The sequence below is a fragment of the Clostridium sp. CTA-19 genome (assembly GCF_054767855.1).
Genome location: NZ_BAAABH010000023.1, coordinates 30,809 through 56,092 on the forward strand (window position 1 = coordinate 30,809; position 25,284 = coordinate 56,092).

At 27.7% G+C, this 25,284-nt stretch carries 19 protein-coding genes and 1 tRNA gene; 2 read left to right on the forward strand and 18 right to left on the reverse strand.

Going from position 1 to position 25,284, the window contains the following annotated elements; translation table 11 throughout:
- Positions 1-219: 219 nt before the first annotated feature.
- The 17 genes from ACYUE0_RS12940 to ACYUE0_RS13020 form a co-directional block, all read right to left on the reverse strand.
- The gene (locus ACYUE0_RS12940; RefSeq protein ID WP_061996504.1) at positions 220-3,123 is read right to left on the reverse strand and encodes an insulinase family protein; all 2,904 of its coding nucleotides are present in this window, start codon (positions 3,121-3,123) and stop codon (positions 220-222) included.
- A gap of 269 nt (positions 3,124-3,392) precedes the next feature.
- Positions 3,393-8,813, reverse strand: coding sequence for a diguanylate cyclase (locus ACYUE0_RS12945; protein ID WP_460270904.1), 5,421 nt, complete (start codon positions 8,811-8,813; stop codon positions 3,393-3,395).
- A gap of 225 nt (positions 8,814-9,038) precedes the next feature.
- Positions 9,039-9,905, reverse strand: a complete 867-nt coding sequence (locus ACYUE0_RS12950) for a methionyl aminopeptidase (RefSeq protein WP_460270905.1) — start codon at positions 9,903-9,905, stop codon at positions 9,039-9,041.
- A 376-nt stretch (positions 9,906-10,281) separates the two neighbouring features.
- A complete protein-coding gene (locus ACYUE0_RS12955) occupies positions 10,282-10,926 on the reverse strand; it encodes an amidase domain-containing protein (RefSeq protein WP_082761276.1) in 645 nt (214 codons plus the stop codon).
- A gap of 204 nt (positions 10,927-11,130) precedes the next feature.
- Complete coding sequence (locus ACYUE0_RS12960) at positions 11,131-12,081, reverse strand: acetyl-CoA carboxylase carboxyltransferase subunit alpha (RefSeq protein ID WP_460270906.1); 951 nt, start codon at positions 12,079-12,081, stop codon at positions 11,131-11,133.
- A 27-nt stretch (positions 12,082-12,108) separates the two neighbouring features.
- The gene (gene accD / locus ACYUE0_RS12965; protein WP_460270908.1) at positions 12,109-12,987 is read right to left on the reverse strand and encodes an acetyl-CoA carboxylase, carboxyltransferase subunit beta; all 879 of its coding nucleotides are present in this window, start codon (positions 12,985-12,987) and stop codon (positions 12,109-12,111) included.
- 15 nt (positions 12,988-13,002) lie between these two features.
- A complete protein-coding gene (locus ACYUE0_RS12970) occupies positions 13,003-14,352 on the reverse strand; it encodes an acetyl-CoA carboxylase biotin carboxylase subunit (RefSeq protein WP_460270909.1) in 1,350 nt (449 codons plus the stop codon).
- Positions 14,353-14,371: 19 nt separating this feature from the next.
- A complete protein-coding gene (fabZ, locus tag ACYUE0_RS12975; protein WP_061996499.1) occupies positions 14,372-14,806 on the reverse strand; it encodes a 3-hydroxyacyl-ACP dehydratase FabZ in 435 nt (144 codons plus the stop codon).
- A gap of 10 nt (positions 14,807-14,816) precedes the next feature.
- A complete protein-coding gene (gene accB / locus ACYUE0_RS12980; protein WP_460270910.1) occupies positions 14,817-15,284 on the reverse strand; it encodes an acetyl-CoA carboxylase biotin carboxyl carrier protein in 468 nt (155 codons plus the stop codon).
- A 3-nt stretch (positions 15,285-15,287) separates the two neighbouring features.
- Positions 15,288-16,526 carry a beta-ketoacyl-ACP synthase II gene (gene fabF / locus ACYUE0_RS12985; protein WP_460270911.1) on the reverse strand — a complete coding sequence of 413 codons (1,239 nt, stop codon included), beginning with the start codon at positions 16,524-16,526 and terminating at the stop codon, positions 15,288-15,290.
- Between the two features lie 41 nt (positions 16,527-16,567).
- The gene (gene fabG / locus ACYUE0_RS12990; protein WP_460270912.1) at positions 16,568-17,305 is read right to left on the reverse strand and encodes a 3-oxoacyl-[acyl-carrier-protein] reductase; all 738 of its coding nucleotides are present in this window, start codon (positions 17,303-17,305) and stop codon (positions 16,568-16,570) included.
- Between the two features lie 16 nt (positions 17,306-17,321).
- A complete protein-coding gene (gene fabD / locus ACYUE0_RS12995) occupies positions 17,322-18,251 on the reverse strand; it encodes an ACP S-malonyltransferase (protein WP_460270913.1) in 930 nt (309 codons plus the stop codon).
- 11 nt (positions 18,252-18,262) lie between these two features.
- Entirely contained in the window at positions 18,263-19,186 is a 924-nt protein-coding gene (fabK, locus tag ACYUE0_RS13000; protein ID WP_460270914.1) for an enoyl-[acyl-carrier-protein] reductase FabK, read from the reverse strand.
- A gap of 214 nt (positions 19,187-19,400) precedes the next feature.
- Complete coding sequence (gene acpP / locus ACYUE0_RS13005) at positions 19,401-19,631, reverse strand: acyl carrier protein (protein ID WP_061996493.1); 231 nt, start codon at positions 19,629-19,631, stop codon at positions 19,401-19,403.
- A 22-nt stretch (positions 19,632-19,653) separates the two neighbouring features.
- Positions 19,654-20,628 carry a beta-ketoacyl-ACP synthase III gene (locus ACYUE0_RS13010; protein WP_460270916.1) on the reverse strand — a complete coding sequence of 325 codons (975 nt, stop codon included), beginning with the start codon at positions 20,626-20,628 and terminating at the stop codon, positions 19,654-19,656.
- 16 nt (positions 20,629-20,644) lie between these two features.
- Positions 20,645-21,103, reverse strand: coding sequence for a MarR family winged helix-turn-helix transcriptional regulator (locus tag ACYUE0_RS13015; RefSeq protein ID WP_061996491.1), 459 nt, complete (start codon positions 21,101-21,103; stop codon positions 20,645-20,647).
- A gap of 156 nt (positions 21,104-21,259) precedes the next feature.
- Complete coding sequence (locus ACYUE0_RS13020; protein ID WP_460270917.1) at positions 21,260-22,360, reverse strand: peptidoglycan DD-metalloendopeptidase family protein; 1,101 nt, start codon at positions 22,358-22,360, stop codon at positions 21,260-21,262.
- A 415-nt stretch (positions 22,361-22,775) separates the two neighbouring features.
- Between ACYUE0_RS13020 and ACYUE0_RS13025 the strand changes: the two genes are divergently transcribed.
- Complete coding sequence (locus ACYUE0_RS13025) at positions 22,776-23,753, forward strand: DnaD domain protein (RefSeq protein ID WP_061996489.1); 978 nt, start codon at positions 22,776-22,778, stop codon at positions 23,751-23,753.
- Positions 23,746-24,723: an ATP-binding protein gene (locus ACYUE0_RS13030; protein WP_460270919.1), complete on the forward strand. Its 978-nt coding sequence runs from the start codon at positions 23,746-23,748 to the stop codon at positions 24,721-24,723. The genes ACYUE0_RS13025 and ACYUE0_RS13030 overlap by 8 nt, the downstream gene beginning before the upstream one ends.
- 412 nt (positions 24,724-25,135) lie before the next feature.
- On the opposite strand, the gene ACYUE0_RS13035 is transcribed toward ACYUE0_RS13030, so the two are convergent.
- Positions 25,136-25,212, reverse strand: a tRNA-Asp gene (locus tag ACYUE0_RS13035).
- Positions 25,213-25,284 lie beyond the last annotated feature (72 nt).

Sequence of the window (25,284 nt, forward strand, 5' to 3'; positions counted from 1 at the left end):
AAATGAGAAAATTCAAATTAATATTTTATCAATAACTAACAGATTATTTTAGTTAAGAGTTAATAGTTAATAGTTAACAGTTATGGTTATTACTACTCACTTCGTTCCTAGTAATTCTCAACGTATCTTTTTATAAATTTGCAAAGCAAATTATATTGATAGATTTTTTAAAAAACATACCACTTTTTAATATAAAGTGGTATATTTGTATAATTTAAATTAAAATACTGTTACTAAATTATTAAATATATTTTTATTTTCTTTTATCTTTTTATCATTTCCAAGGATTGTATAAAAATCTTTGGATACTACTGCTTTAACAAGGTCTGCATGTTTTCTCATATCTTCTTCAGTAGCATTTAAAATTTCTTCTCTTTCCTTTCTTAAATCCTCTAAAGTTATATGTCTTATATACATACTCACAGCTTTTTCACCTTTCATAGATGGTGTTAACGGCGAATCCAGTTCGCTTATTGTTCCTATTATATATTTTGTCATCTCTCTTTCTGAAGTAGAGAAAGATTCAATATATTTAACTATTTCATCGTAAGCTTTTAATGTTTCAGCTAAGTTTGGATCTCTATAAGATACAAACACCATATTTCCGCTTCTTACAAGACTTGTCATGGCACCATAAGCTCCACCTTGAACCCTTATTTTATTCCATAAATAATCTAATTTCATTATAGTCTTTAAAACTAATAATTTTCCACTATATTCGTATCCTAAATCTTTAAAGTTATATCCTTTAGCAACATATTGTACATTAGAAGGTGTTAATAATCCCTCATTTTTTTGTTCAACTTTAAAATCATACACTTGTTTTTCATATTTATTATTATTTATATTATCAGTTAATATGCTAATATTAGCTTTAAGTTTTTCAAGTTCTTCTTTTTCTCCTGTTATAGAAACCATTAAGTTTTCTTTATTAAATACTTTATTTTTTATATCTTCTAATTTTGCTACAACATTATTTATTTCACTATCAAAGTTTTCTTCTAAGTGTTGTATAAATTTATAGAATTCTAGTCCTGAAACATTTTCTATATATTTTGATGCTGGAGAATAATAAGAATTAAGTCTTAATGCTGCTACTTGATGTCCTCTTTCAATTATAGACATTTCAATTCTTGATTTTAATTGTTGAACAACTTCTTTTATTCTTTTTATATTTTTAAAATTAGTGTAGTTATACATCTCTGATAACAATTCTAATTGATTTGGAACTTTATCTAAAATAGCTTTAGAATAGCCTACAACATATGGGTAATATTTATTTGCATCTAAACTATCACCAAAAACTTCACTTCTAAAATATATTCCACCAGTGTTTATAAGAACTTCATTAGATAAATCTACATAACTCTTCTTATCTGTATCTAATTTTCCTATAAGTGATGTTAGTAAGCTTAGATAACAGATATCTTCCTTTAGCACTGAAGTAGAGTCAAAGAAAACATTAATATATGCTATTTTGCTTGTAAATGTCTCATGCCATAAGATTTTTATATCTTTTTCACATTCTTCTTTTACAGATAGATCTTCTACATTTTTATCTATATCATCTAATGATAAAAGAGGAATTGTCTCTAATGCTTCTTTAGAATCTGGTGTATTTTGACGTAATATTAAAGTTTTTGTTTCTTCTATAATTTCTTCAAGTTGTTCATTACTTAAACTTTCTTTATAAGCTTTTAATTTTTCTTTTACTTTTTTATCTCTTTCTTCTGCTAAACCTTTTTTAGGTTTTAATACTAAAAGAGATGTATGGTTATTGTTTAATAAATATTTTTCTATTAGACTTTCAAAATAATTAGTTGATAATCCTTCTTTCATTTTTTCTATCATTCCATCATACTGTAAATGTATTAATGGATCTTTTCCATATAACCAACTATCCATAAGACTTATATAATAGAATAATCCCTTAGGAAATCCTTGAAAATCTGCTTCTCTTAATCTAAATTCCGTAATATTTATGCAAGCCTCTATAAGCTTTTTATCTATTCCATTTTTAACTAAATTTCTTAATGTTTCATCTACAACTTTTTCAAACTCTTCTTTTTTACCTTCCTCAGAGTTTTTAACTATTATACTAAACACTGGTTGAAGTATACTAGTGTCTAAACTACCATAAACATCTTTTCCTATATTATTGTCTATTAACGCTTTTTTTAGTGGTGCACCTTGAGTTTCTAAAAGTAAATATTCAAGCGTATCTAATGCTAAATGTACTTCTTCATCATAACCTTTCCCTGTAACAAAATTTAAGGCCATAAATGTTTTTTCTTTTTCACTATCTTCCTCTGATATTGGATACTCATCTACCACATATTTTCTATCCCCTAAAGGCTTTTGCTGTTTTATTTCTGAATCTATTTGTTTATATTCAAAATTAGATAAATATTCTTTGTCTATAAAGTTTAAATACTTATCTATATCTAAATCTCCATATAAAAATATATAACTATTAGATGGATGATAATATCTTGAGTGGAAATTCAAAAATCCCTCTTGTGTTAAATCTGGTATAAATTCTGGATCTCCGCCAGATTCTACTCCATAAGTTGTATCTTCAAATAAAGTTTCTTGTATTTTTCTCATTAAAACGCCATCTGGAGATGAAAATGCACCTTTCATTTCATTATAAACTACACCCTTATAATTTAGATCATCTTCCTTATTTTCAAGTTCATAATGCCAACCTTCTTGCATTAATATTTCAGGATTTGCATATATATTAGGATAAAAAACTGCATCTAAATATACATCCATTAGATTCATAAAATCCTTCTCATTTTTACTTGCAAGAGGATATATTGTCTTATCTGCAAAGGTCATTGCATTTAAAAATGTATTTAATGATCCTTTTATCAACTCTACAAAAGGCTCTTTTGTAGGGAATTTTCTAGAACCACATAAAACGCTATGTTCAATTATATGGGCCACCCCTGTATTATCTTCTGGTGGAGTTCTAAATCCTATTGTAAATACCCTATTGGTATCATCATTACCTAAATATAATAATTTAGCCTTAGTCTTTTCATGCTCGAATACTTTTGCTAAAGAATTAATTTCTTTAACTTCTACTTCTTTTAAAAGCTTGAATCCATTATTCATTAAAATTCCTCCTAATTTATCTTTATCCTTTAGCCATAATTAATATTTAAAAATAACTTTTAATATGCTAATATAATAAAAAATCATATTAAAATTATCATTATTTTAACTATAGGTCTATTTTGATATAAGTACGCTTATTTGTATGTTTTGCTTTACTAAAAATTAATATTCATTAAAATAATTATACTATAAAAAAAAAGATTGATTCCATAATTTAACTACAAATCAATCTTATCATACTATAGTTGTATTCATTTAAAATAAAACTACAATCTTGGTATCATTATCTTTCCTACCATAGATAAAATATTAGCATCTTCTATTCCAAATTCCTTTGTACCAGAATATGCACAAAGATATAAAATACCTATTACTATACCCTTTTGAATTATAGGTGTCATAATTACAGACTTAAAATCTGTACCAAGAGAATTTTCTTCAAGTTTACTTAAATCTTCGATTTCTATTGTAGTATTTGTCTTTTTTTCTTTAATAACATCTAAAATTAAATCTTTATCATATTTTTTTAGTGTAAACCAAGTAGCTTCTCCTGGTTTTCTTGTATATATATGCTCAACATCAGTACCGTTTATGATAAATAATGATGCACTTTTACATTCTATCATTTTCATGATACTACCAAGACAAAGATATATTATTTCATCTTTATTTTTGTTTTCTCCAACTATTTCTATTATATCAAGCATAGTAGACGCAATTCTAATATCCTTGTTTATATTTCCAGATACTATTCCAGTTATTTTATTAGTAGAATTTAAGTTTCCCCTATAGCTCTCATCCCATATAACAGATTTATTTCGCCCTGTATTCTTTGCTGCATATAAGGCTTGATCTGCTTTTTCAATTAAATCTTCATATTGAGTTGCATGCTCTGGATAATTAGCTATTCCAATACTTATAGTCACATCACGTCTTCCACTAAGCAAGTCTCTTTCTTTTACGCTAGTTCTAATTCTTTCTGAAATACCAAAGGCTTCTTCACTACTTGTCTCAGGTAAAACAATTATGAACTCTTCACCACCATATCGACCACATATATCACTTTCTCTTATATTTAACATAGCTGTTTTACATATCTCTTTTAATATGTTGTCGCCGGTTCTATGTCCAAAATCATCATTAACTCCTTTAAAGAAATCCACATCAAACATAAGTATAGAAAAATTTGAACTACATTCACTACAAGAATCTAATTGCATTGTGATTGCTTTTTCTAAATATTTTCTTGTCATGCTTCCTGTAACTTTGTCTAAAGAAGAATTTATTTCCGATAAATATTTTTCTATTAAAACCCCTAATACTTTAGATAAATTTAAACATGTTTCTAAAGATTCATTATTTATTTTATTTAGTATTTGATCTGACTCTAAATATATATATCCTTTTATATTGTCTACATAGTGCATAATACATTTTCTATTACTATTTTCTAAATTACTATCCATGATTATAGGAACACACATAATCCCTTTGATTTGGGATGTAGATACCTTACAGTTATCTAAATCTAAATACTCCATATAATTTTCATTTAAAATAAATTCTTTTTTAGTATCTCTCACTGTGTTTATTATATTTGAATCTTTCGGCAATTTTGTGACATTTGATGTACTTTCAAGTATATTAAATCCATTTTCATCTTCTATAATAACCATAGCCTTATTAGATATAGTTATATAACTTAAGTATTTTAAAATTAATTTTATATTATTCATACTATCTGATGTAAAGTTTTTAAATAACTCACTAGTACTTCTTATATTTAAATTGTATACATTAGCATTAACGTCTTTTAAAGACATAGATAATAATTCCCCTCTTATTATCTCTTCATTTAATATTTCTTTAAATAAGTTTTCCATATCTTGATTATTATTTAGTTGCAAACTATATTCATTTAAGTTTGATTCCTGTTTTCCTTTTTTGTAATAATCTAATAATGCTCTAAATTTTATAAAAGCTGTTTCCATTTTGTTGCTGTTTAAAAAACCTAACCTTAAATTTTTAGGCATTTGAAGAATTAAATCTATAATTGATCCACAGGCCTCAAAATAATATATAATAGCATAGTTATGCTCACCATTTTCTAAGAACTTATCTCCTATGCAAATTAATAATATCCACAAAAGAAAATTTTCTTCCTGCTCCTTAAAATCATTTAATATATAATTTAAGCTTTCTATATTAGGCTTTTCTAAGAGTATATGATTTAAAAATCTTAAGGTACTTTTATTTCTTTTAAAATCTATTTCTACTTCATATTCATTAACTAATCGTAAAACTAATTTTGCCTTTTCATTTTCTCTTTTTAAATAAAAATTTATCACAGAATTTAATATAATTAATATTATATTGTCTTTATTAACTATATCTTCTATCATTTCTTCTAATACAATTAGGTACTTATTTATATCTTTTTCTGCTTCTTCTTCCAATTCATACACTATTTCGCATAACTTAGCTAATTTTGTTAAAGATACACCTGTATTTTTCGACGATTTTTTTGCAATATTCAGAAAATTTTTAGCCTTCTCTTTTTCACCACATAAGCAATGCAAATTGTAAGCTAATATATAAAATTGACCCTTATCCCTATTATCAACATCTGGTCCATCAGCATAGTTTTTTACTAAAGAATAGTACCTATAAGCTTCGCTATATTTACCAAATTTATAAAATATACTTCCTAAATACATATAGCAATAATGTTCAAATCTTTTTTGTTTTTCCGCTTCTTTTAATTCTTTTCTACGCAATTTTTCTATGGCTTTCATGAATGTATCATAAGCTTCTTCATATTCATCTAAACTATATTGAACAAAACCTATGTTTACAAGTCCAAGAACTCCATAACTTTCAATGTTATTATCTACCTCAATTTTATAAACCATTTCATAATATTCCATGGCTTTATCCATTTCTTCATAAAAATCGCTGTATATAAGTCCTATATTATTCATAATTCTTACTTTTGCTAAAGGATATTTATCTGTACAAAGTTCTAAATTTTCAATTAATATAGGTAATGCTTCCTGTGGTTTATTTTTAACTATAAGTATAGCACTTATCATGTTACAAAATTTAAATCTATAATCTAAATATTTATCCTTACATAGTTCCATACCTTTCAAACAAATTTCATAGCTTTTATCATATTCTCCTATTGCCATATTCATTTCTGCTTTTATGTGCATATATGCTATATTTCCATCTTTATATTCTATGTCTTTTAAAGATTTTTCTATTTTTAACATATATTTTTCTATTTGCTTAAAATCTTTATCATTTAATAAAATTGACACTATAAGTATCATTGAATCCACTGTTATTTTCGTATAATCTTTCATAGCTCCGATTCTACTTGCTTTATGAAAGCACTCTAGCGCCTTTTCTGTATCAGACTCTTCTTTATAAAGGATTCCTATATCAATTAAAATTTTTAAAATTTCCTCATCAAACTCATGCTCTTTATATGAATTTAAAATTTTAAAATAATTGCTTATTGCATCTTTTTTATTATTTACTTCTAACATCCTTTGTGCATTTTTATTACAATAGTATTTCAAAGATTCTTTATCATTAGCCTTTTCTAGATGATATATAATTTCCTCTAAATATTCTAGACTTCCATCAAAATAGTATTTTTCAAGAACCTTATATGCCATTTTATGTTTTTCTACTTTTTCATCATCATCTATATCATCATAAAGATATAATTTTAAGAATTTATTATAGAAATCATATACAAAGCCCCTGTCTTCAATTTTTCTACATAGAACACCCATATCAATCAACTGTTCTAATTTATTCATTAGTATATTTATATCTATATTAAGCATTTTTAATATAAGCTTTTTATCAATAGCTTTATTAAATATAGACATAATTGTTAATATACTTTTTGATGTTTTATCGAATTCATCTATTTGATCTTTTACCGTATCATACATTGTTGCTGGAAGTTTAAGATGTCTTAACTCATATTTGTTATACCACTTTCCGCTATCATCATTTATATAAATATACTTTCTAAAAAATATATTCTTTAAAACCTCTTCTATAAATAATGGATTGCCATGGGTATTATTATATATAATCTGGGTAAAAGCATTTGAAACATATCTTTTACATAAAACATTACTAATCATTTCATCAGTTTCGACCTCATTAAAATCACTAAGTCTTATCTTTAAACCGTTTTGTATATTAGCTTTTATCTTATTTAAAAAATCAATAAATTTTTTATTCTTTTGACATTCTCCATCGCAATAGCTAAATATTATTAAAACATTATTTTCTTTATTATATTTATTTAAACTATATATAAAGAAGTTAAGTGTTTGCTCATCTTCATAATGTAAATTGTCTATAATTATAATCACAGGTTTATCTCTAGTAACCTCACAAACAAAATTAACAACTTCATTTATTAATTTTACTTTATCCTTCTTTTTTAAGTTATTCTCAGTAATTTTAATATTGTACTTCTTTATAAAGTTTGGTATAAACATATTAAGAACATTAGCATATTTTAAAATTAAATCTTCACAAGCATTACTAGCTATGCTTTTTAATATATACATCAAAGCATTACTCTTTTTAGTTGTATATAAATTACTATACACTGTGAAATTCTTTAGCTTTAATATATATTCTAAATGCTTTAAAAATCGCGTCTTGCCTACTCCTGACTCTCCATGTACTGCAACAATTTTATCTATTCTTTCATACTTATTCATAGATTCACAAAGCTTTACTATGTTTCCTACTTGTTCACTGCGTCCTACAAGTCTAGTGTTAAAATTTAGTTTTTCTAATAACTCCTTTTTATATGGCTTAAAATTTTTATGATATATCTTATTTATTTCTAAAATAACATCTGTTATATTGTTATATCTATTTCTTTTATCCAGTTGTATCATATTTTTTATTATGTTATAAATATCCTCATCTATATTTTTTTGTAAATACAAATTATTGCTATAGCTACCGTCTATATTTTTAACTATAACTTCTAAATTTTTACTATTTATTTCAACTTTTCTACTCTTTAAACATAACATCAATAAAATTATACCTAATGAATATACTTGTACACTTAATGTATCTTCATCATTACTTTTTTTACATAAATTAAAAATCTCTCTATTTTCCTGTTCCTCATTAAACTCATACTTAGTAAGTTCTGCAGATAGCACATCTTTAAAAACTATTTTATCTTCCTCTTCATTGTAATATATACTATCATCATTTAAGGAGTCATAAATACATCCTTGGACATCTAAATAATTTAGCATTTGACATAACTTCACAAAAACATCTAAAATTTTTTCTTTATTTTCAAATTTTATGCTACAAAGTTTTTTAGTATTTTTCGAAAATGCAGTAACATAATAATAACTTTTATTTGAAACATTTTTGTTATCTATAGTATTTACTAATCCAAATTCATAAACAGGAATAAGTCCAGCTTTATTTAAACTTCCTAAACTTGAACAAGACTCTATGCAAAATGAAATAAACTTTTCAGGTATATTTTTTGAGTTAAGAATGTTTATTATTACATCTATTTTATTATTTTGTAAATCAATAGCTTTATACGAAGAGTATAATCTGCCTTGCTTTAACTGTTCAATTATTTTATATTTATTATTTAATATTTCCACTCCAACCCTCACCTCGTTATTAGGTATACAAGAATATAGTTACAACTCATCTTTCCATTAAAATAGTATAAATTTCCAATATAAAAACAAAAAAATAACTAGTCAATATATTTTATTCCATATATATTTTAAATAAAATAAATTATATAAAATTTTAAATGGCTCTATTATATTAACTAGTTAGTTATTTTCAGATTTTTATTATGTTTTTATTAGCTTTTTATTTTATGTTAAAATTTCAAATCCATCCTCTGCCACTCTTATAGTGTGTTCCCATTGAGAAGAAAGTTTTCCATCTTTAGTTAATGCTGTCCACTCATCTTCTAATATTACTGTTTCTGGAACACCTAAGTTAATCATTGGCTCAATAGTAAATGTCATATTTGGAAGTAATATCATTCCCTCTCCCTTTTCACCTACATGTGCCACAAAAGGCTCTTCATGGAACTCTCTACCAATTCCATGACCACCAAATTCATATACTACAGAATATCCATGGGCTTTTGCATGCTGCTCAACAGCATATCCAATATCACCTACAGTTGCAAAAGGTTTTACTTGTTGCATACCTATTTCTAAACATTCTTTTGACACTTTAACTAAATTTTTAGCTTCTTCTGACGCTTCTCCCATTATAAACATTCTGCTAGCATCACCATAATACCCATCAACAATACAAGTAACGTCTACATTTACTATATCTCCATCTTTTAATATAGTATTTTCATCTGGTATTCCGTGGCATACTACTTCATTTATTGATACACAAGTACTTTTAGGATAACCATAATATCCAAGCGGTGCAGGATAGCCATTATGCTCTACAGTATACTCGTGTACCCATGTATTTATCTCTTCTGTACTAACCCCAACTTTTATTTTTTCTGCAACCATATCTAAAACATCATGAGTAAGCTTACATGCTTTTCTTATTCCTTCTATTTCTTCATCAGTTTTTATTAATTCTCTTGGTATTTGATACCCTACTTGCTGTTCTATTTTTTGAAGCTCCATATCTTTTTCCATATGACATTTTTTATACTTCTTTCCACTTCCGCACCAGCATAAATCATTTCTATTAATTTTATTCATATCTTTTCCTCCTAAGTATTTAAATAGCTTATATACCTATAATCATATCCAAAGTTAATTAGTAATTAACTTAAACTAAAAATATCTACATATACTATATTTTATTACTATTTTTAAATATGTATATGTAATAATATGTTAAATTTTAAATTATGTATATATAGAATTACAGGCTCAAGCTTAAATTTATTCATTAATTTTTATTAACTTTCCACTTTTATAAGTTATCACTATTTTTAATTGAAATCAAAATTTTAATGTATAAGTTAAAAAGCCTATGTTTTCTTAGACACATGAAAAACAAAAGTTAGGATATACCTAACTTTTAAATTATCCTTAATATTATTATACAATAAATTTCAATAAAATGGTAATTTTAAATATGATATATATATATTATTCTTTTATCTTTATCCTGCAATAACTTTAAATATTCATATAATGACACATTTTTTCTATTTATACTGTGTTGTGCTACAAACAAATCATTATGCTCTAAGTTTATATTAAATTCTTTAGCGTGAATAATTTGAGTATGATATGGGTAATTATTATTTTTTATATCACCGTATTGTATAACATCACCGATATCTAACATATTATAAATTTCATTAAAATGACTTAATGCATAATCCACAGTGATTTCTTTAAATAATAATGCCTTATTATTTCCAGCTCCATTTTCATTACCCCAATATTTTCTAAAATATCTAGCACTCCTCCAAGTTAATGATATTTTTTTTAATTGTTTTTCATCTTTTGTGTAGCAAAACCACTCCTTATAAGAATCATAACTTTGTCCAACCATATCAATTCCGCCAGCTTTTAGAGCTTGACAAACAAAATTCGCACAATCATTTTCTTTAAATATTGGATACTCACTTATATTAGGACTTTCTGCATATGCCTCTGCATAATTTTTAGCTGCTTCTCTATTATATCTTCTATACATGGATTGGTTTTTCTTTTCTTTAAGTAGCAGTTTTTTTCTTACATTTGATATAACTTTTTTTATTTTCACTACTACCACCAACTTAATCATATTTTTAATTATAAAAAATTTTTTAATACATTTTTTACAATAAATACATTTATATTACATACTATATTATATACATAAATTCTATAATTGTTTTAAGTAAAATAATTATTTAAAAATTTATTAAAAAAATGACAAATAAAACGTTATTTTAGTTTTATTTGTCATTTAAAATTCCAATATACTTTATTCAATTACATTTCCTATCTTTCTAAATTTAAAATACCTTTGTTTTAAAAGCATATCTATAGGTTCTCTTTTCAATCTACTAATAGCTTCTTGTAAATTTTTATTTATATTTTCACACATATTTTCTAAATCATTATGTGCTCCACCTAGAGGTTCTTTTATAATTCTATCAATTACTTCAAGTTTTAATAAATCCTTAGATGTTATTTTCATATCTTCTGCTGCCTGTTTTGCTTTATTACTATCTTTATATAAAATGCTTGCAAACCCTTCTGGAGAAAGTATTGAATATATAGAGTTTTCAAGCATCCAAACTTCATCTGCCACTGCTAGTGCCAATGCTCCTCCACTTCCCCCTTCACCTATTACAATAGATATTATTGGAGTTTTCAGTTTGGACATTTCAAATAAATTTCTGGCAATAGCTTCTCCTTGTCCTCGTTCTTCAGCTTCAATACCACAAAATGCTCCTGGAGTATCCACAAAACATATTACTGGTCTCTTAAATTTTTCAGCCTGCTTCATAAGCCTTAAAGCTTTTCTATAGCCTTCTGCCTTTGGCATTCCAAAGTTTCTTAATATATTCTCCTTTGTATTTTTACCTTTTTGATGGGCTATTATAGTAACCGGTACATTATTAAATTTAGCTATACCTCCTACAATACTAGAATCATCACCATAAAATCTATCACCATGAAACTCTATAAAGTCTTGAAATATGTTATTTATATAATCTAATGCTGTTGGTCTTTCCATTTTTCTTGCTATTAAAACTCTATCCCAAGCAGTCATGTTTGTATATTTCTCTTTAGCCATTTTATAGAGTACAATTTCTAATTCTTTAATTTCTTTACTAAAATCTATACCAGTTTCTAAGGATCGTTTTTTTAAATCGTTAATATTTAACTTAATTTCTTTTAATTTTTTTTCAAATTCTAATAAGGCCATGTTACATCACTCCATTTTAATGTACCATTAAACATGATAACTTAAAATATTTCCAAGAACTTTTTTTAAGTTCTTTCTATCTATTATTTTATCTATAAATCCTTTTTTTAATAAAAACTCTGCCTTTTGAAAATCCTCTGGTAGTTTTTCATTAATTGTTTGTTCTATTACTCTTCTTCCTGCAAAACCAATTAGTGTATTAGGCTCTGAAATTATAATATCTCCAAGCATTGCAAAACTTGCTGTAACCCCTCCAGTCGTTGGGTCTGTTAAAACCGATATATATAAATTTCCATCCTCACTATGCCTTGCAAGTGCTGCCGATGTTTTTGCCATCTGCATTAAGGAAACTATTCCTTCTTGCATTCTAGCACCACCTGATGCAGTGAAAATTATTACTGGTCTTTTATATTCTGTAGCCCATTCTATAGCTCTAGTTATTTTTTCTCCAACTACAGAACCCATACTTCCCATTAAAAATCTACTATCCATAACAGCTATTACTGTTTCATATCCATATATGTTACCAACCCCTGTAATTACTGCTTCATTTAAATTAGTATCTTTTTTATTTTTTTCTATTTTTTCTTCATACCCTTTAAAATTAAGTGGATTTTTTGTTTCCATTTTTTCATCAAACTCTATAAAAGTTCCCTGATCTATAATTTGATTAATTCGCTCTTTGCTTCCCATTCTAAAGTGTTTATTACAATTTTCACATACTCTAAAGTTCTTTTCTAAGTCTTCTTTATATAAAAGCTTACCGCATTTTTCACACTTCACCCATAACCCATTAGGTATATTAGGTTTTGATGTATTATCAGCTTTATTGACAATATCTTTTTCTCCAGTTCTTACTCTAGCATATCTTTGTTTCTTTTTAAAAAGTTTATTTATTTCAAACATACTCTAACCACCTCACTAAGAGCGATAACCTAGCTGCTCGGATATGAACTTTGTATTAAAATTACCTTCTTTAAATTTTTTGTTATTTAAAATCTCTAATAAGAAATCTACATTGGTTTCAACACCATCTATAAGCAATTCATCTAATGCTCTTTCCATTTTTTTCATAGCTTCATCTCTATCTTTTCCATAAGATATGATTTTTGCTATCATTGAATCGTAAGTTGGTGGTATTTCATAGCCAGCATAAATAGCTGTATCCACTCTTATTCCTAATCCACCAGGTAAATTTAAATATTTTATTTCTCCTGGGCAAGGTATAAAGTTTTTACTTGGTATTTCTGCATTTATTCTACATTCAATTGAATGACCTTTTAAAATTATATCCTCTTGTAAAAAATCAAGTTTTTCTCCACTTGCTATTTTAATTTGTTCTTTTATCAGGTCTACTCCTGTTATCATCTCTGTTATTGCATGTTCAACTTGTATTCTAGTATTCATCTCCATAAAATAAAATTTATTGTCCTTATCTAAAAGAAATTCTATTGTTCCAGCGTTTTTATAATTAATAAACTTTGCTGCCCTAACAGCTACCTCACCCATTTTTTCTCTTAAATCTTCTGTTATAATTGGTCCTGGCGCTTCTTCTATTACCTTTTGATTTCTTCTTTGTATAGAGCAATCTCTCTCTCCTAGGTATACAGTGTTTCCATAATTATCTGCTAAAATTTGAACTTCTATGTGTCTTGGACTTTCTATGAATCTTTCCATGTATATGCTTCCATCACCAAAAGATATTTCTGCTTCTGTTTTAGCAGTCTCAAAAGCTGAAACCAAATCTTTCTCATCATATACTATCCTTATTCCTCTTCCACCGCCGCCGGCAGAAGCTTTTACCATTATAGGATATCCTATTTCCCTGGAAATTTTTAACGCTTCTTGTGAGTCTTTTATTATTCCTTCTGAACCTGGAACAATTGGTATATTGGCTTTTTTCATTATTTCTCTAGCCTTTGATTTATTACCCATATTTTCTATATTTTCATAACTAGGTCCTATAAATGTTATATTGCATTGCTCACACATCTTTGCAAATTTACTGTTTTCAGATAAAAAACCAAAACCAGGATGTATAGCTTCTGCTCCTGTTAATACAGTTGCACTTAATATATTTTTTTCATTTAAATAACTATCTTTGGCTTTAGCTGGTCCTATACATACTGCCTCATCTGCTAATTGAACATGTAATGCATCTTTATCTAATGTAGAATAAATTGCTACAGTCTTTATACCAAGCTCTTTACATGCTCTTATAATTCTTACTGCAATTTCCCCTCTATTAGCTATTAATATTTTCTTAAACATATTATCAAGCCCTTTCCTATTAGCCTATAGCAAAAGATAACTCTGCCTGACAAGCTACTTTTCCATCAACGGTAGCAGTTGCTTTACCTATACCAATAGGACCTTTCATACTTATTATTTCTACTTCTAATTTTAAAACATCACCAGGTATAACCATTTTTTTAAACCTAGCCTTTTTTATGCCACCAAAGTAGGCAATTTTACCTTTAAAATCTTCACAAGATAATAATGCTACCGCCCCTACTTGTGCTAGTGCCTCTATAATTAAAACTCCTGGCATTACAGGTTTTTTAGGGAAGTGACCTTGAAAAAAATATTCATTCATTGTCACATTTTTAGTTCCTATAGCCTTTTTTCCTTCTTCTATCTCATCTATTCTATCTATAAGTAAAAATGGATATCTATGAGGTATAATTTCTTGAATCTCTTCTATAGTTAAACTTGTTTTTTCCATAAGTTCCTCCTTAACATGCCTCTATTTTAATTAAACATTGTCCATATTGAACCATTTCTTCATCTTTTACATTTATCTCAGAAACTACTCCATCAACATCGCTTTCTATTTCATTCATTATTTTCATAGCCTCTATTATGCATATTACGTCACCTTTTTTTACTCTAGATCCAACTTTTACAAAGTTTTCTTCATTTGGAGATGGTGAACCATAAAACATACCTACCATTGGCGACAATATTTCTTTTATATTTTTATCTTCTACTATCTCTACTATTTCTTCTTTAGGTTCATATGATACTAATTTTTCGCTACATTTTTTTGTTTCAACTTTTTCTTCATCATGTTTGATAGATATACTTTCCCTATTAATCTCTTTAGAAAGTTTAATTTTTGTTCCGCTTTCTTCATATTCAAATAAATTTATATTAGACTCACTTATTGTTTTTATAAGTTCTTTTAAGTCATTAATTTTCATAATTTAACCCTCCCATTTTTTAAATAAAAGTGTAGCATTATGACCGCCAAATCCTAATGAATTACTAAGAGCATAATTAACCTTAGCATTTCTACCAACATTAGGTACATAATCTAAATCACATTCTTCATCTAAAACTTTAAGACCAATTGTAGGTGGTAAAAAATCATCCTGTAATGATTTAATACATGCTATTGCCTCTATAGCTCCTGCTGCACCTAATAAATGTCCTGTCATTGATTTAGTTGAACTTACTGGGATTTTATATGCATGTTCACCAAATAAAGCTTTTATAGCATTTGTTTCGGATTTATCATTATAATAAGTACTTGTTCCATGGGCATTTATATATGAAACCTCATTTGATTCAATACCGGCTTCATCTATAGCCATTTTCATTGCTCTTAAAATTTCTCTAGTATCTGGTGCTGGTTGAGTTATATGATATGCATCACAAGTTGCTCCATACCCAACTACTTCACCATATATTTTTGCACCTCTTTTTAATGCATGTTCTAATTCTTCAAGAACTAAAATTCCTGCACCTTCACCCATTACAAATCCATTTCTTTCTTTATCAAAAGGAATAGATGCTCTTTGGGGATCTTTACTTTTACTTAAAGCAGTAAGTGAACTAAATCCAGCAATAGCAATATCAACTATTGGTGCTTCTGCTCCTCCAGCTATTATAATTTCTGCTCTATTAGACTTTATCGCTTCAAAAGCTTCACCTATAGAGTTTGTTCCTGTTGCGCAAGCAGTAACAATAGATGTGCATATTCCCTTAGCACCATATTTTATTGCAATTTGTCCTGCAGCTATATTTCCTATTATCATAGGAATCATAAACGGTGATACTCTATTAGGACCTTTTTCAAGCATTTTATTATGTTCTGATACTGTTGTTTCAAGACCACCTATACCAGAACCTACAATTACACCCATTCTATCCTTGTTTGTATTTTCAAGGTCAAAATTTGCATCATTCATTGCTTCCATTGTAGCTACCATTGCATATTGACAATATTTATCCAATTTTCTACCGTCTTTTTTAGTCATATAATCTTCTATGTTAAAGTTTTTAAGTTCTCCTGCCACTACAGCCTTAAAATCTGTTGCATCAAACCTAGTTATATGGTCAATTCCACAAACTCCATTTTTTGCACCATTCCAAAAATCTTCTACAGTGTTTCCTATTGGTGTTAATGCTCCCATGCCTGTTACTACCACACGTCTATTCATTGTAAATAAACCTCCTAATTTGTTATAAGTAACTTTTTAAATTACATTACCATACCGCCATCTACGTTTATTGTTTGACCAGTTATATAGTTTGCCTCTTCTGATGCTAAAAATCCAACAACATTAGCTACATCCTCACTAGACCCAAACTTTTTTAATGGTATTTGATTTATAACATTTTCCTTTATTTTCTCATTTAAAACCTTCGTCATGTCTGTTTCTATAAACCCTGGTGCTATAGCATTTACAGTTATTCCTCTGCTGCCAACTTCTCGTGCTATAGATTTTGTAAAACCTATAACCCCTGCTTTTGAAGCGCTATAATTAGCTTGACCTGCATTACCTGCAATTCCTACTACAGAGCTTATATTTATTATTTTTCCATATCTTTGTTTCATCATAATAGGAATAACTTGTTTTGTTGCATTAAATGTACCTCTTAAATTTATACTAATAACAGAATCAAAGTCTTCTTCTTTCATTCTCATAATTAAATTGTCTTTAGTTATTCCTGCATTATTTACTAATACATCTACAGCGCCAAAAGTTTCTTTGCAAAGTAATATAAGTTCTTTTGCGTCATCCATTACTGATACATCACCTTTTATCGCTTCACATTTAACACCTAGACTTTTTACTTCTTCTAAAAGCTCTTTTGCTTTTTCATCATTACTTCTATAATTAAAAACTATGTTATAACCTAACTTTGCAAGCTTTAATACTATACTTTTTCCTATTCCTCTTGAAGCTCCTGTTACTACTGCATTTTTTTCATTCATATATAGCACCCCTTTTTTATGTCCTTAAAAATTCAAGGGCTTTATTTAAAGACTCCACATCCTCTATGTTTAATGTTTTTAATTTTCTATCTATTTTTTTCACAAATGAACTTAGAGTCTTTCCTGGCCCTATCTCTATAAAAATTTCAATTCCATCATCTATCATTTTTCTAATAGATTGTTCCCATCTTACTGAACTAACAACCTGTTTTTTTAGGTTTTCTTTAAATCCTTTATTTATGTAATCCCCTGTGACATTTGTTATTATTTTTGTATTACCTTTATATGTTTCTATACTCTCCAATGCTTTTTCTAAATTATCAGCAGCATTTTTTAACATAGAAGTATGAAATGGTGCACTAACTTGTAATTTTATAACTCGTTTTGCGCCAACTTCTTTTGCTAAATCACAGGCTTTTTCTAAAGCTTCATTCTCTCCACCTATAACGATTTGTCCTGGACAATTAAAGTTAGCTACTTCAATAATTCCAAAATCCTTTGCTTTTTCGCATACGGATATTACAGTTTCCTTATCAAGTCCTATTACTGCAGCCATTCCACCTATACCAACAGGCACTGCCTCTTGCATAAACTTTCCTCTTTTTTTAACAAGTTTTATTGCATCCTCAAACTTTAATATGTCACTACATACAAGAGCAGAATATTCACCAAGACTTAAACCTGCAACTACATCTGGTTTTATTCCTTCCTTTTTTAATAATTGTAATAATGCAATACTTACTGTTAATAAAGCCGGCTGTGTATATTCTGTTATATCTAACTTATTTTCTTTATCCTCAAAGCAAAGTTCACATATATTAGTAGACAGTTCTTTATTAGCTATTTCAAAAATTTCTTTGCTTTCATTAAATTTTTCATAAACTTCTTTGCCCATACCTACGTATTGTGAACCCTGTCCTGGAAACAAAAAGGCTATTTTCTTCATAAAATTACTCCTTAAAGATTTAATAGTTTGTCACACTCATCTATTATTTCCTCTATAATTTCTTTACAATTTTGCTTCTTTTTTATTAAACCAGCAATTTGCCCTGCCATAACAGATCCCATATCAATGTCACCTTCTGTAACAGCCTTTTGCAATGCCCCTTTACCTAAAGATTCCAACTCTTCAAGTGAGCATTTATCTTTTTCCATTACGGTATATTTTCGTGATAATTTATTTTTTAATACCCTAACTGGATGACCTGTGCTCCTTGCAGTCACTACTGTATCAATATCTTTTGATTTTATTACTTTATCTTTATAATTCTCATGAACAGTACATTCATCTGCAACTAAAAACCTAGTCCCTATTTGTACTCCACTAGCTCCTAACATTTTTACTGCAGCCATTCCTCTACCGTCACCGATTCCGCCTGCTGCTATAACAGGTATACTTACACTATCAACTATTTGTGGAACTAGCGATATTGTGGTAATCTCCCCTATATGACCACCAGCTTCACATCCTTCTGCAATTACAGCATCTACATTACACTTTTCCATTCTTTTTGCTAATCCTACAGATGCAACTACAGGCATAACCTTTATGTTGTTTTCTTTCCACATCTCAACATACTTACCTGGGTTTCCTGCTCCTGTTGTAACAACAGCTACTTTTTCTTCGCACACTAACCTTGCAATATCTTCTGCATATGGACTTAGTAGCATTATATTTACACCAAAAGGCTTATCTGTTAACTTTTTAGTTTGTCTAATTTGCTCTCTAACATATTCAACTGGTGCATTACCAGCTGCTATTATTCCTAGACCCCCTGCATTTGATACTGCTGAAGCTAAAGAACTATCTGCTATCCAGGCCATTCCACCTTGAATTATTGGATACTTTATTTTTAGTAATTCACAAATACGCCAGTTCATATAATTCCTCCTATAAATTAAGGGGAAAAGTTATAGAGTTCCAATTTCACTTTTAAAATTATTCCTTTTAAAACTTGGATATACCAATAATGATGCATGCCCGTAAGCACCTAACTTCATCACCTTATTTAGCATGGATATATTTTTAGCTTACTGAATAATTGTAATCGGATAATATATCTCTATCTATTTCCCCTTAGCAACCTAAAAAATATTATTTTATTTTTTCTTCAATATAAGATACAAGTCCTTGAACGTTTGTTATTCCTTCTAATTCTTCGTTAGGAATTTCTATGTTAAACTCATCTTCTAAAGCTATAACTATTTCAAATAACTCTAAAGAATCTAATCCTAACTCCTCATTAAATGTTGATTGAAGTTTTATATCACTTTCATCTATACTAACTTGCTCTGCAACAACCTTTTTAATTTTTTCAAATACCATTTTAAAATCCTCCTAAAATAATTTATTTTTTCCAATTTATAAGTGCACTTCCATAAGTAAGTCCTCCGCCAAATCCAATAAGGATAAGCTTCATGCCTTCTTTTAAAAGTCCATTTTTGTTTAATTCATCTAATGCTATAGGAATACTTGCCGCTGATGTATTTCCATACTGGCTCATATTCATATAAAATTTTTCTTTATCATATCCTTTGGCCTTAATTACAGCCTCTATAATTCTACTATTTGCTTGATGTGGAATAACATAATCAATGTCATCAAAAGTTAAATTATTTTCATTTAATATTCTTTCAATGCTATTTTCAATCACTCTAACAGCGAACCTAAATATTTCTTTACCATTCATTGATATGTTATTTGAAAATTCTTCTTGATGTGGAACATAAATATTCTTTAATTCTAAACCATCACAAGTTAAACAATCTGATTTTTCTCCAACACTTACACATTCAATTGATTTAATACAGTCTTCTTCACTTCTAGATAAAATCGCTGCCCCAGCTCCATCACCAAATAAAACACAAATGCTTCTGTCTTGCCAATCAAGTATTTTAGATAATACTTCTCCACCTATAATCAAGGCATTGTTATATGCTTTGCTATTTATAAATTGGCTAGCTATATTAATCCCATAAACAAATCCACTACAAGCAGCAGATATATCAAATGCCATTGCATCTGATGCACCAATTGCGCTTTGAACTAAGCAAGCTGTAGCTGGAGTTACTTTATCCGGTGTTATAGTGGCAACTATTATAAGGTCTATATCTTTTCCATTTAAATTTGCATTTTTCAGGGCTTTTTTAGCAGCTTCAATACATAATTGGGAGTTGCTCTCACCAGTAGAAATGTATCTTTGTTTTATACCAGTCCTGCTATATATCCACTGATCACTTGTATCTAAAAATGTTGATAACATATCATTTGTTACAACATTACTAGGTACACATCTACCTGTGCCTACAATTTTAACTTTCATAACAATGCCTCCAATTTTAAAGGTCTTTATATTTTTCTTTAAAAAATTTATTCACTTTATCAAGAGATGAGATTAATAAAAATTCTTCTTCTTTTGTTAATCCCTCAATTGTTGAACCTATCATATCTGTATGAAATTTTTGATGAATTCTATAAACTAATTTTCCTTTGTTAGTTAATGATATTTTTACAGACCTTCTATCTTTCTCACATCTAATTCTATTTACATATTCTTTTTTTACTAGTTTGTTTATTGCTGTAGTAAGTGTTCCAACTGTTATTTTTAATTCCTGAGCCACTTCACTCATAGTTTTTTCCTCATACATACCTATAGCGTCAATTGTGTGAATTTCTGTTATAGATAAGTCTTTTATTGGCCCATTAGATAGAGACTTCTCTTCTATTTTTAATATGTCATTAAAAATCTCCACTAAAATTTCATTTAATTTATGTGTATTTCTTGATGGCGAACTCATTTTTCCACATCCTTTGATTTATTTAAAATTTTAAATACTTTTATAATCAAATATTTTGATAATCAAAGTATAATTTAGATTTAATCCCTTGTCAATAGTTTTATTATATATATAAACCAATATATTTACATCAAAGGAAATATATTGGTTTATTTTTTATTCGCTATAACTTAACGGATCTACGGCACTTCCATTAATCTTTATTTCAAAATGAAGATGAGGGCCCGTACTATCTCCTGTGCTACCAACTGTAGCTACTTGATTACCCTTTTCTACCTTATCTCCATTTTTAACTGTAAGTGTATCACAATGAGCATATACTGTTTCTAAACTGTTACCATGTTCTAGTATTACAACATTGCCATACCCATTCATAACACCTGAAAACTTTACAGTTCCACTAAAAGCTGATTTTATAGGTGTCCCTGTATCTGCTGCTATATCTAATCCTTTATGCACAGTTCCCCATCTTTCACCAAAATAAGAGCTAATTACTCCTACTGTTGGAACATATAAACTTTTATTTGCAAAGATAGGCTGAGCACCTATAGCGTTTTGCGTTGAAACAATAGCTGTTTCATCTTTATTTTCTACTTTAGGCTCATTCTTTTCTTCCACTTCCTTGTTAACATTAACTTCAGTTTTATTTTCACCTCTTGAAATTGTATTAACAAGAGTTTCAGTAGTTCCAGTAAATGATATTAATTTTTTTCCTTCATTATTAGCTTTTATTATATCATTTGCTATATTTACCTCATCTTCTAATTGATTTTTTAAACATTCACATTCTTTATATTGTATATTGTTGTTTAATTGTATGTTTTTTAAATTATTTATTTTACTTTTAGATATATATTGGTCTTTAACTATTTCTATAGCTTTATCACCAATATCTTTGCTTTCAACATGAGCTATTACTTTATCATCACAAATCATTTCATAACTAGATACCTTTAAAGAGTTTTTTAATGATTTTTCTATATCTTCTTTAGACATATCTTTTTTAGTACTAAAAGGTTCTTTTTTTAATTTAAGATTATTTTTTATCTCTAAATTTTGATTTTTTGCTTCATTATACTCTATATTCCATACTTTTTTTATCAAATTTTCATCACTTGCAACTGCAATTATTTTGTTATTATCGTATAGCACATACTTACTAGTTAATTTGCTAATAAAGAATGTAAGTGTTAAACTAGTTGTTAAAGCTAATGTAAAAATAACGATTATTATAGTATATTTATGAATTTTTCTCAAAATATACCTCCTTTCCATTAGCATATTATTCCCTATTTAATTTAATTTAAACATGGCTATAATCATTGGAAATAATTATTAATTTTTTTTAGCTTTATGTGGTATACTAATATGGTCAAATACACCTTATTTAAAATTGAATAAGGTTACGATATAATTATATAGTGAAACAAATTAATTTCTTAACTTTTATTAGTTCTAAGATTTTAGTGTTTTGCTATTACTCTTTTTAGAGATTAAAATCTTTAAGGTGTTAGTAAAGGAATGATTTTATATTTCTATATATTTAACTAAAGTAAATAATTTAACAGTGAAAAACTACTTAGGAATTATAATTTAAATTAAAATATTATTTTATATTCCTATAAAAGATTTAAAATTAAATAACTAGAACATTTTAAAGTGAGGGATATACATGAGTACTTTCATGTTTAAAAACAAAAATTTAGGATATACTCCTGTAAGCAATGTTTTTATAGATAAATATATGACTAATGCACGTGGAGAATATGTAAAAGTATATCTTCTTGGATTAAAATATTGTATAAGTGGTGAACTAGGTGCTAATTCAGCAATCATAGCGAGTACATTATCACTTCTTGAAAGTGATATACTTAACGCTTGGAACTATTGGAGTGAAGTAGGGGTTGTAAAAATGTATGCCATTGATAATATGGGAAATTACACTATAGAATTCCTTGATTTAACAGAAAATATGAGTCCACCGGTTCAAAATGTTGATATATTAAAAGAGCTAGATAACTCTTCTATTAAAGATATGTTACAAGATATTGAAAAATTAATAGGAAGAACTCTATCGCCAAAAGAAATAGAATGCTATTTAAGTTGGCAAAAGGACTTTAACTTTTCTCCAGAACTTATACTCTTACTAATTCAATACTGTGTTTCTAAAGGTAAGGTTGACTATAGGTACTTTGAAAAAATAGCAATGGCTTGGCATGATCAAAAGATATCAACTATCGATGAAGCACAAAGCTTTATAAAAAAACATGAAGATAAATGGATTAATATAAGAAAAATACTTAAATATTTAGGGGTTAATTCTCCTGATGTTATGAAACCACAAGAAGATATGATTTCAAAGTGGATTCATACTTATAAATTTTCTAATGAAATTATTTATAAGGCCTGTGATGTTTGTTTCGAACGACTTAATAGGGCAGATTTTAAATATATTGATGGAATACTTAATAGTTGGTTTAAATCTGGAATATCTACCCTTGAAGATATTGAGAAAAAAGATAAGAAGAAACTTAATTATAAACCTATAGTAAAGTCTTCTAATAAAGATACTTTTAATAATTTTGAACAACGAAATTATGATTTCGATAAATTAGAAAAAGATTTGTTAGGATGGTATGATAATGAATAAAACTTTTCATTCTCAAATTATGAAAATGTATGAAACTGTAAGAAAAAATGAAGAGCTAAAATTAGAAAACCGTAAAATGGAGATAAAAAAAGCTCTTCCTCAAGTTATAGATATTGAAAATGAAATAAAAAAACTTTCAGTAAAATTATCACTTATAGCAATAAAACCAATGGATAACAAAGATGCTGCTATTAATAGCATAAAAAATAAAATGATTGATTTAAAAATGAAAAAATCAGAGCTTTTAGTTTCTAATGGATATCCTATGGATTATTTATCAATTATATATAAATGTGATAAATGTAAAGATACTGGATATATCTATACAAAAAAATGTGATTGCTATAAAAGATACCTTGTAAGGGTTGGCTATGAAAATTCTGATTTAAAGCATCTACTTGATAAACATAGCTTTAAGAATTTTGATATAAATTATTTTTCAAAGGATTTTTACCAAGGTAGTTTAAGTCCTAGAGCTAATATGGAGCGAATATATAAAAGCTCTATTATATATGTTGAAGATTTTAAAAATCATGATGAAAATTTACTATTCTATGGGAATCCAGGAACAGGTAAAACTTTTCTTTCTCATTGTATAGCTAAAGATTTAATAGATGCTGGACATTTTGTCATATATAGAACTTCTGATGACCTTATATCAAATTTAAAAGATGCTAAGTTTAACAATAATACAGGATTATACGAAAGTTTAGTAGATTGTGATTTATTGATTATCGATGACTTAGGAACAGAGCAACTTTCAGATTTTAGCAAAAAAGAGCTTTTTAATCTTTTAAATACTAAACTTTTAAAAGATAAAAAAATGATTATTTCTACGAACTATGCATTAGATGAGCTTTCATCTATATATTCTGAAAGATTTACATCTAGACTATTTGGTAATTTTACACTTAAAAAGTTCTTTGGTGATGATTTAAGATTAAAAGTGGCACGTTTAAAAAGACGCTAATATAGGAAAAGACTATCTTTAAATTTAAAGATAGTCTTTTTGTTATATAGAAATATAAACTCATATTTAAGTTTATTCATAAAATCTTTATTATCAATTAAATATTAAAAATAAAAAGCTCAACTTTTTCAAGCTGAGCTTTTCATACAAAAGGAAAATTTCTTTTAAAGGATAAACGACTATAACCAACTTTGTCTACCTATATGTTACCACGTTTTCAAAGTATTGTGAATTTTGTTTTTTGAATAGTTAATACTTTCTCTATAGGTTTTCTTAATATGTTTAATGTAATATTTGAATTCTTACTTATATTAATGTTTCATTATATAAAAAAGGAAGGCCGAATACGACCTTCCTGGCTTTTAACATTAGAAAAAGTAAAAAAACCTTGAACTAAGTTCAAGGTTTTAGTTGGCGACCTAGAAGGGACTCGAACCCTCGACCCCCGGCGTGACAGGCCGGTACTCTAACCAACTGAGCCACTAGGCCAGATTTTTGGTGGTCACAACAGGGTTCGAACCTGTGACCCTCTGCTTGTAAGGCAGATGCTCTCCCAGCTGA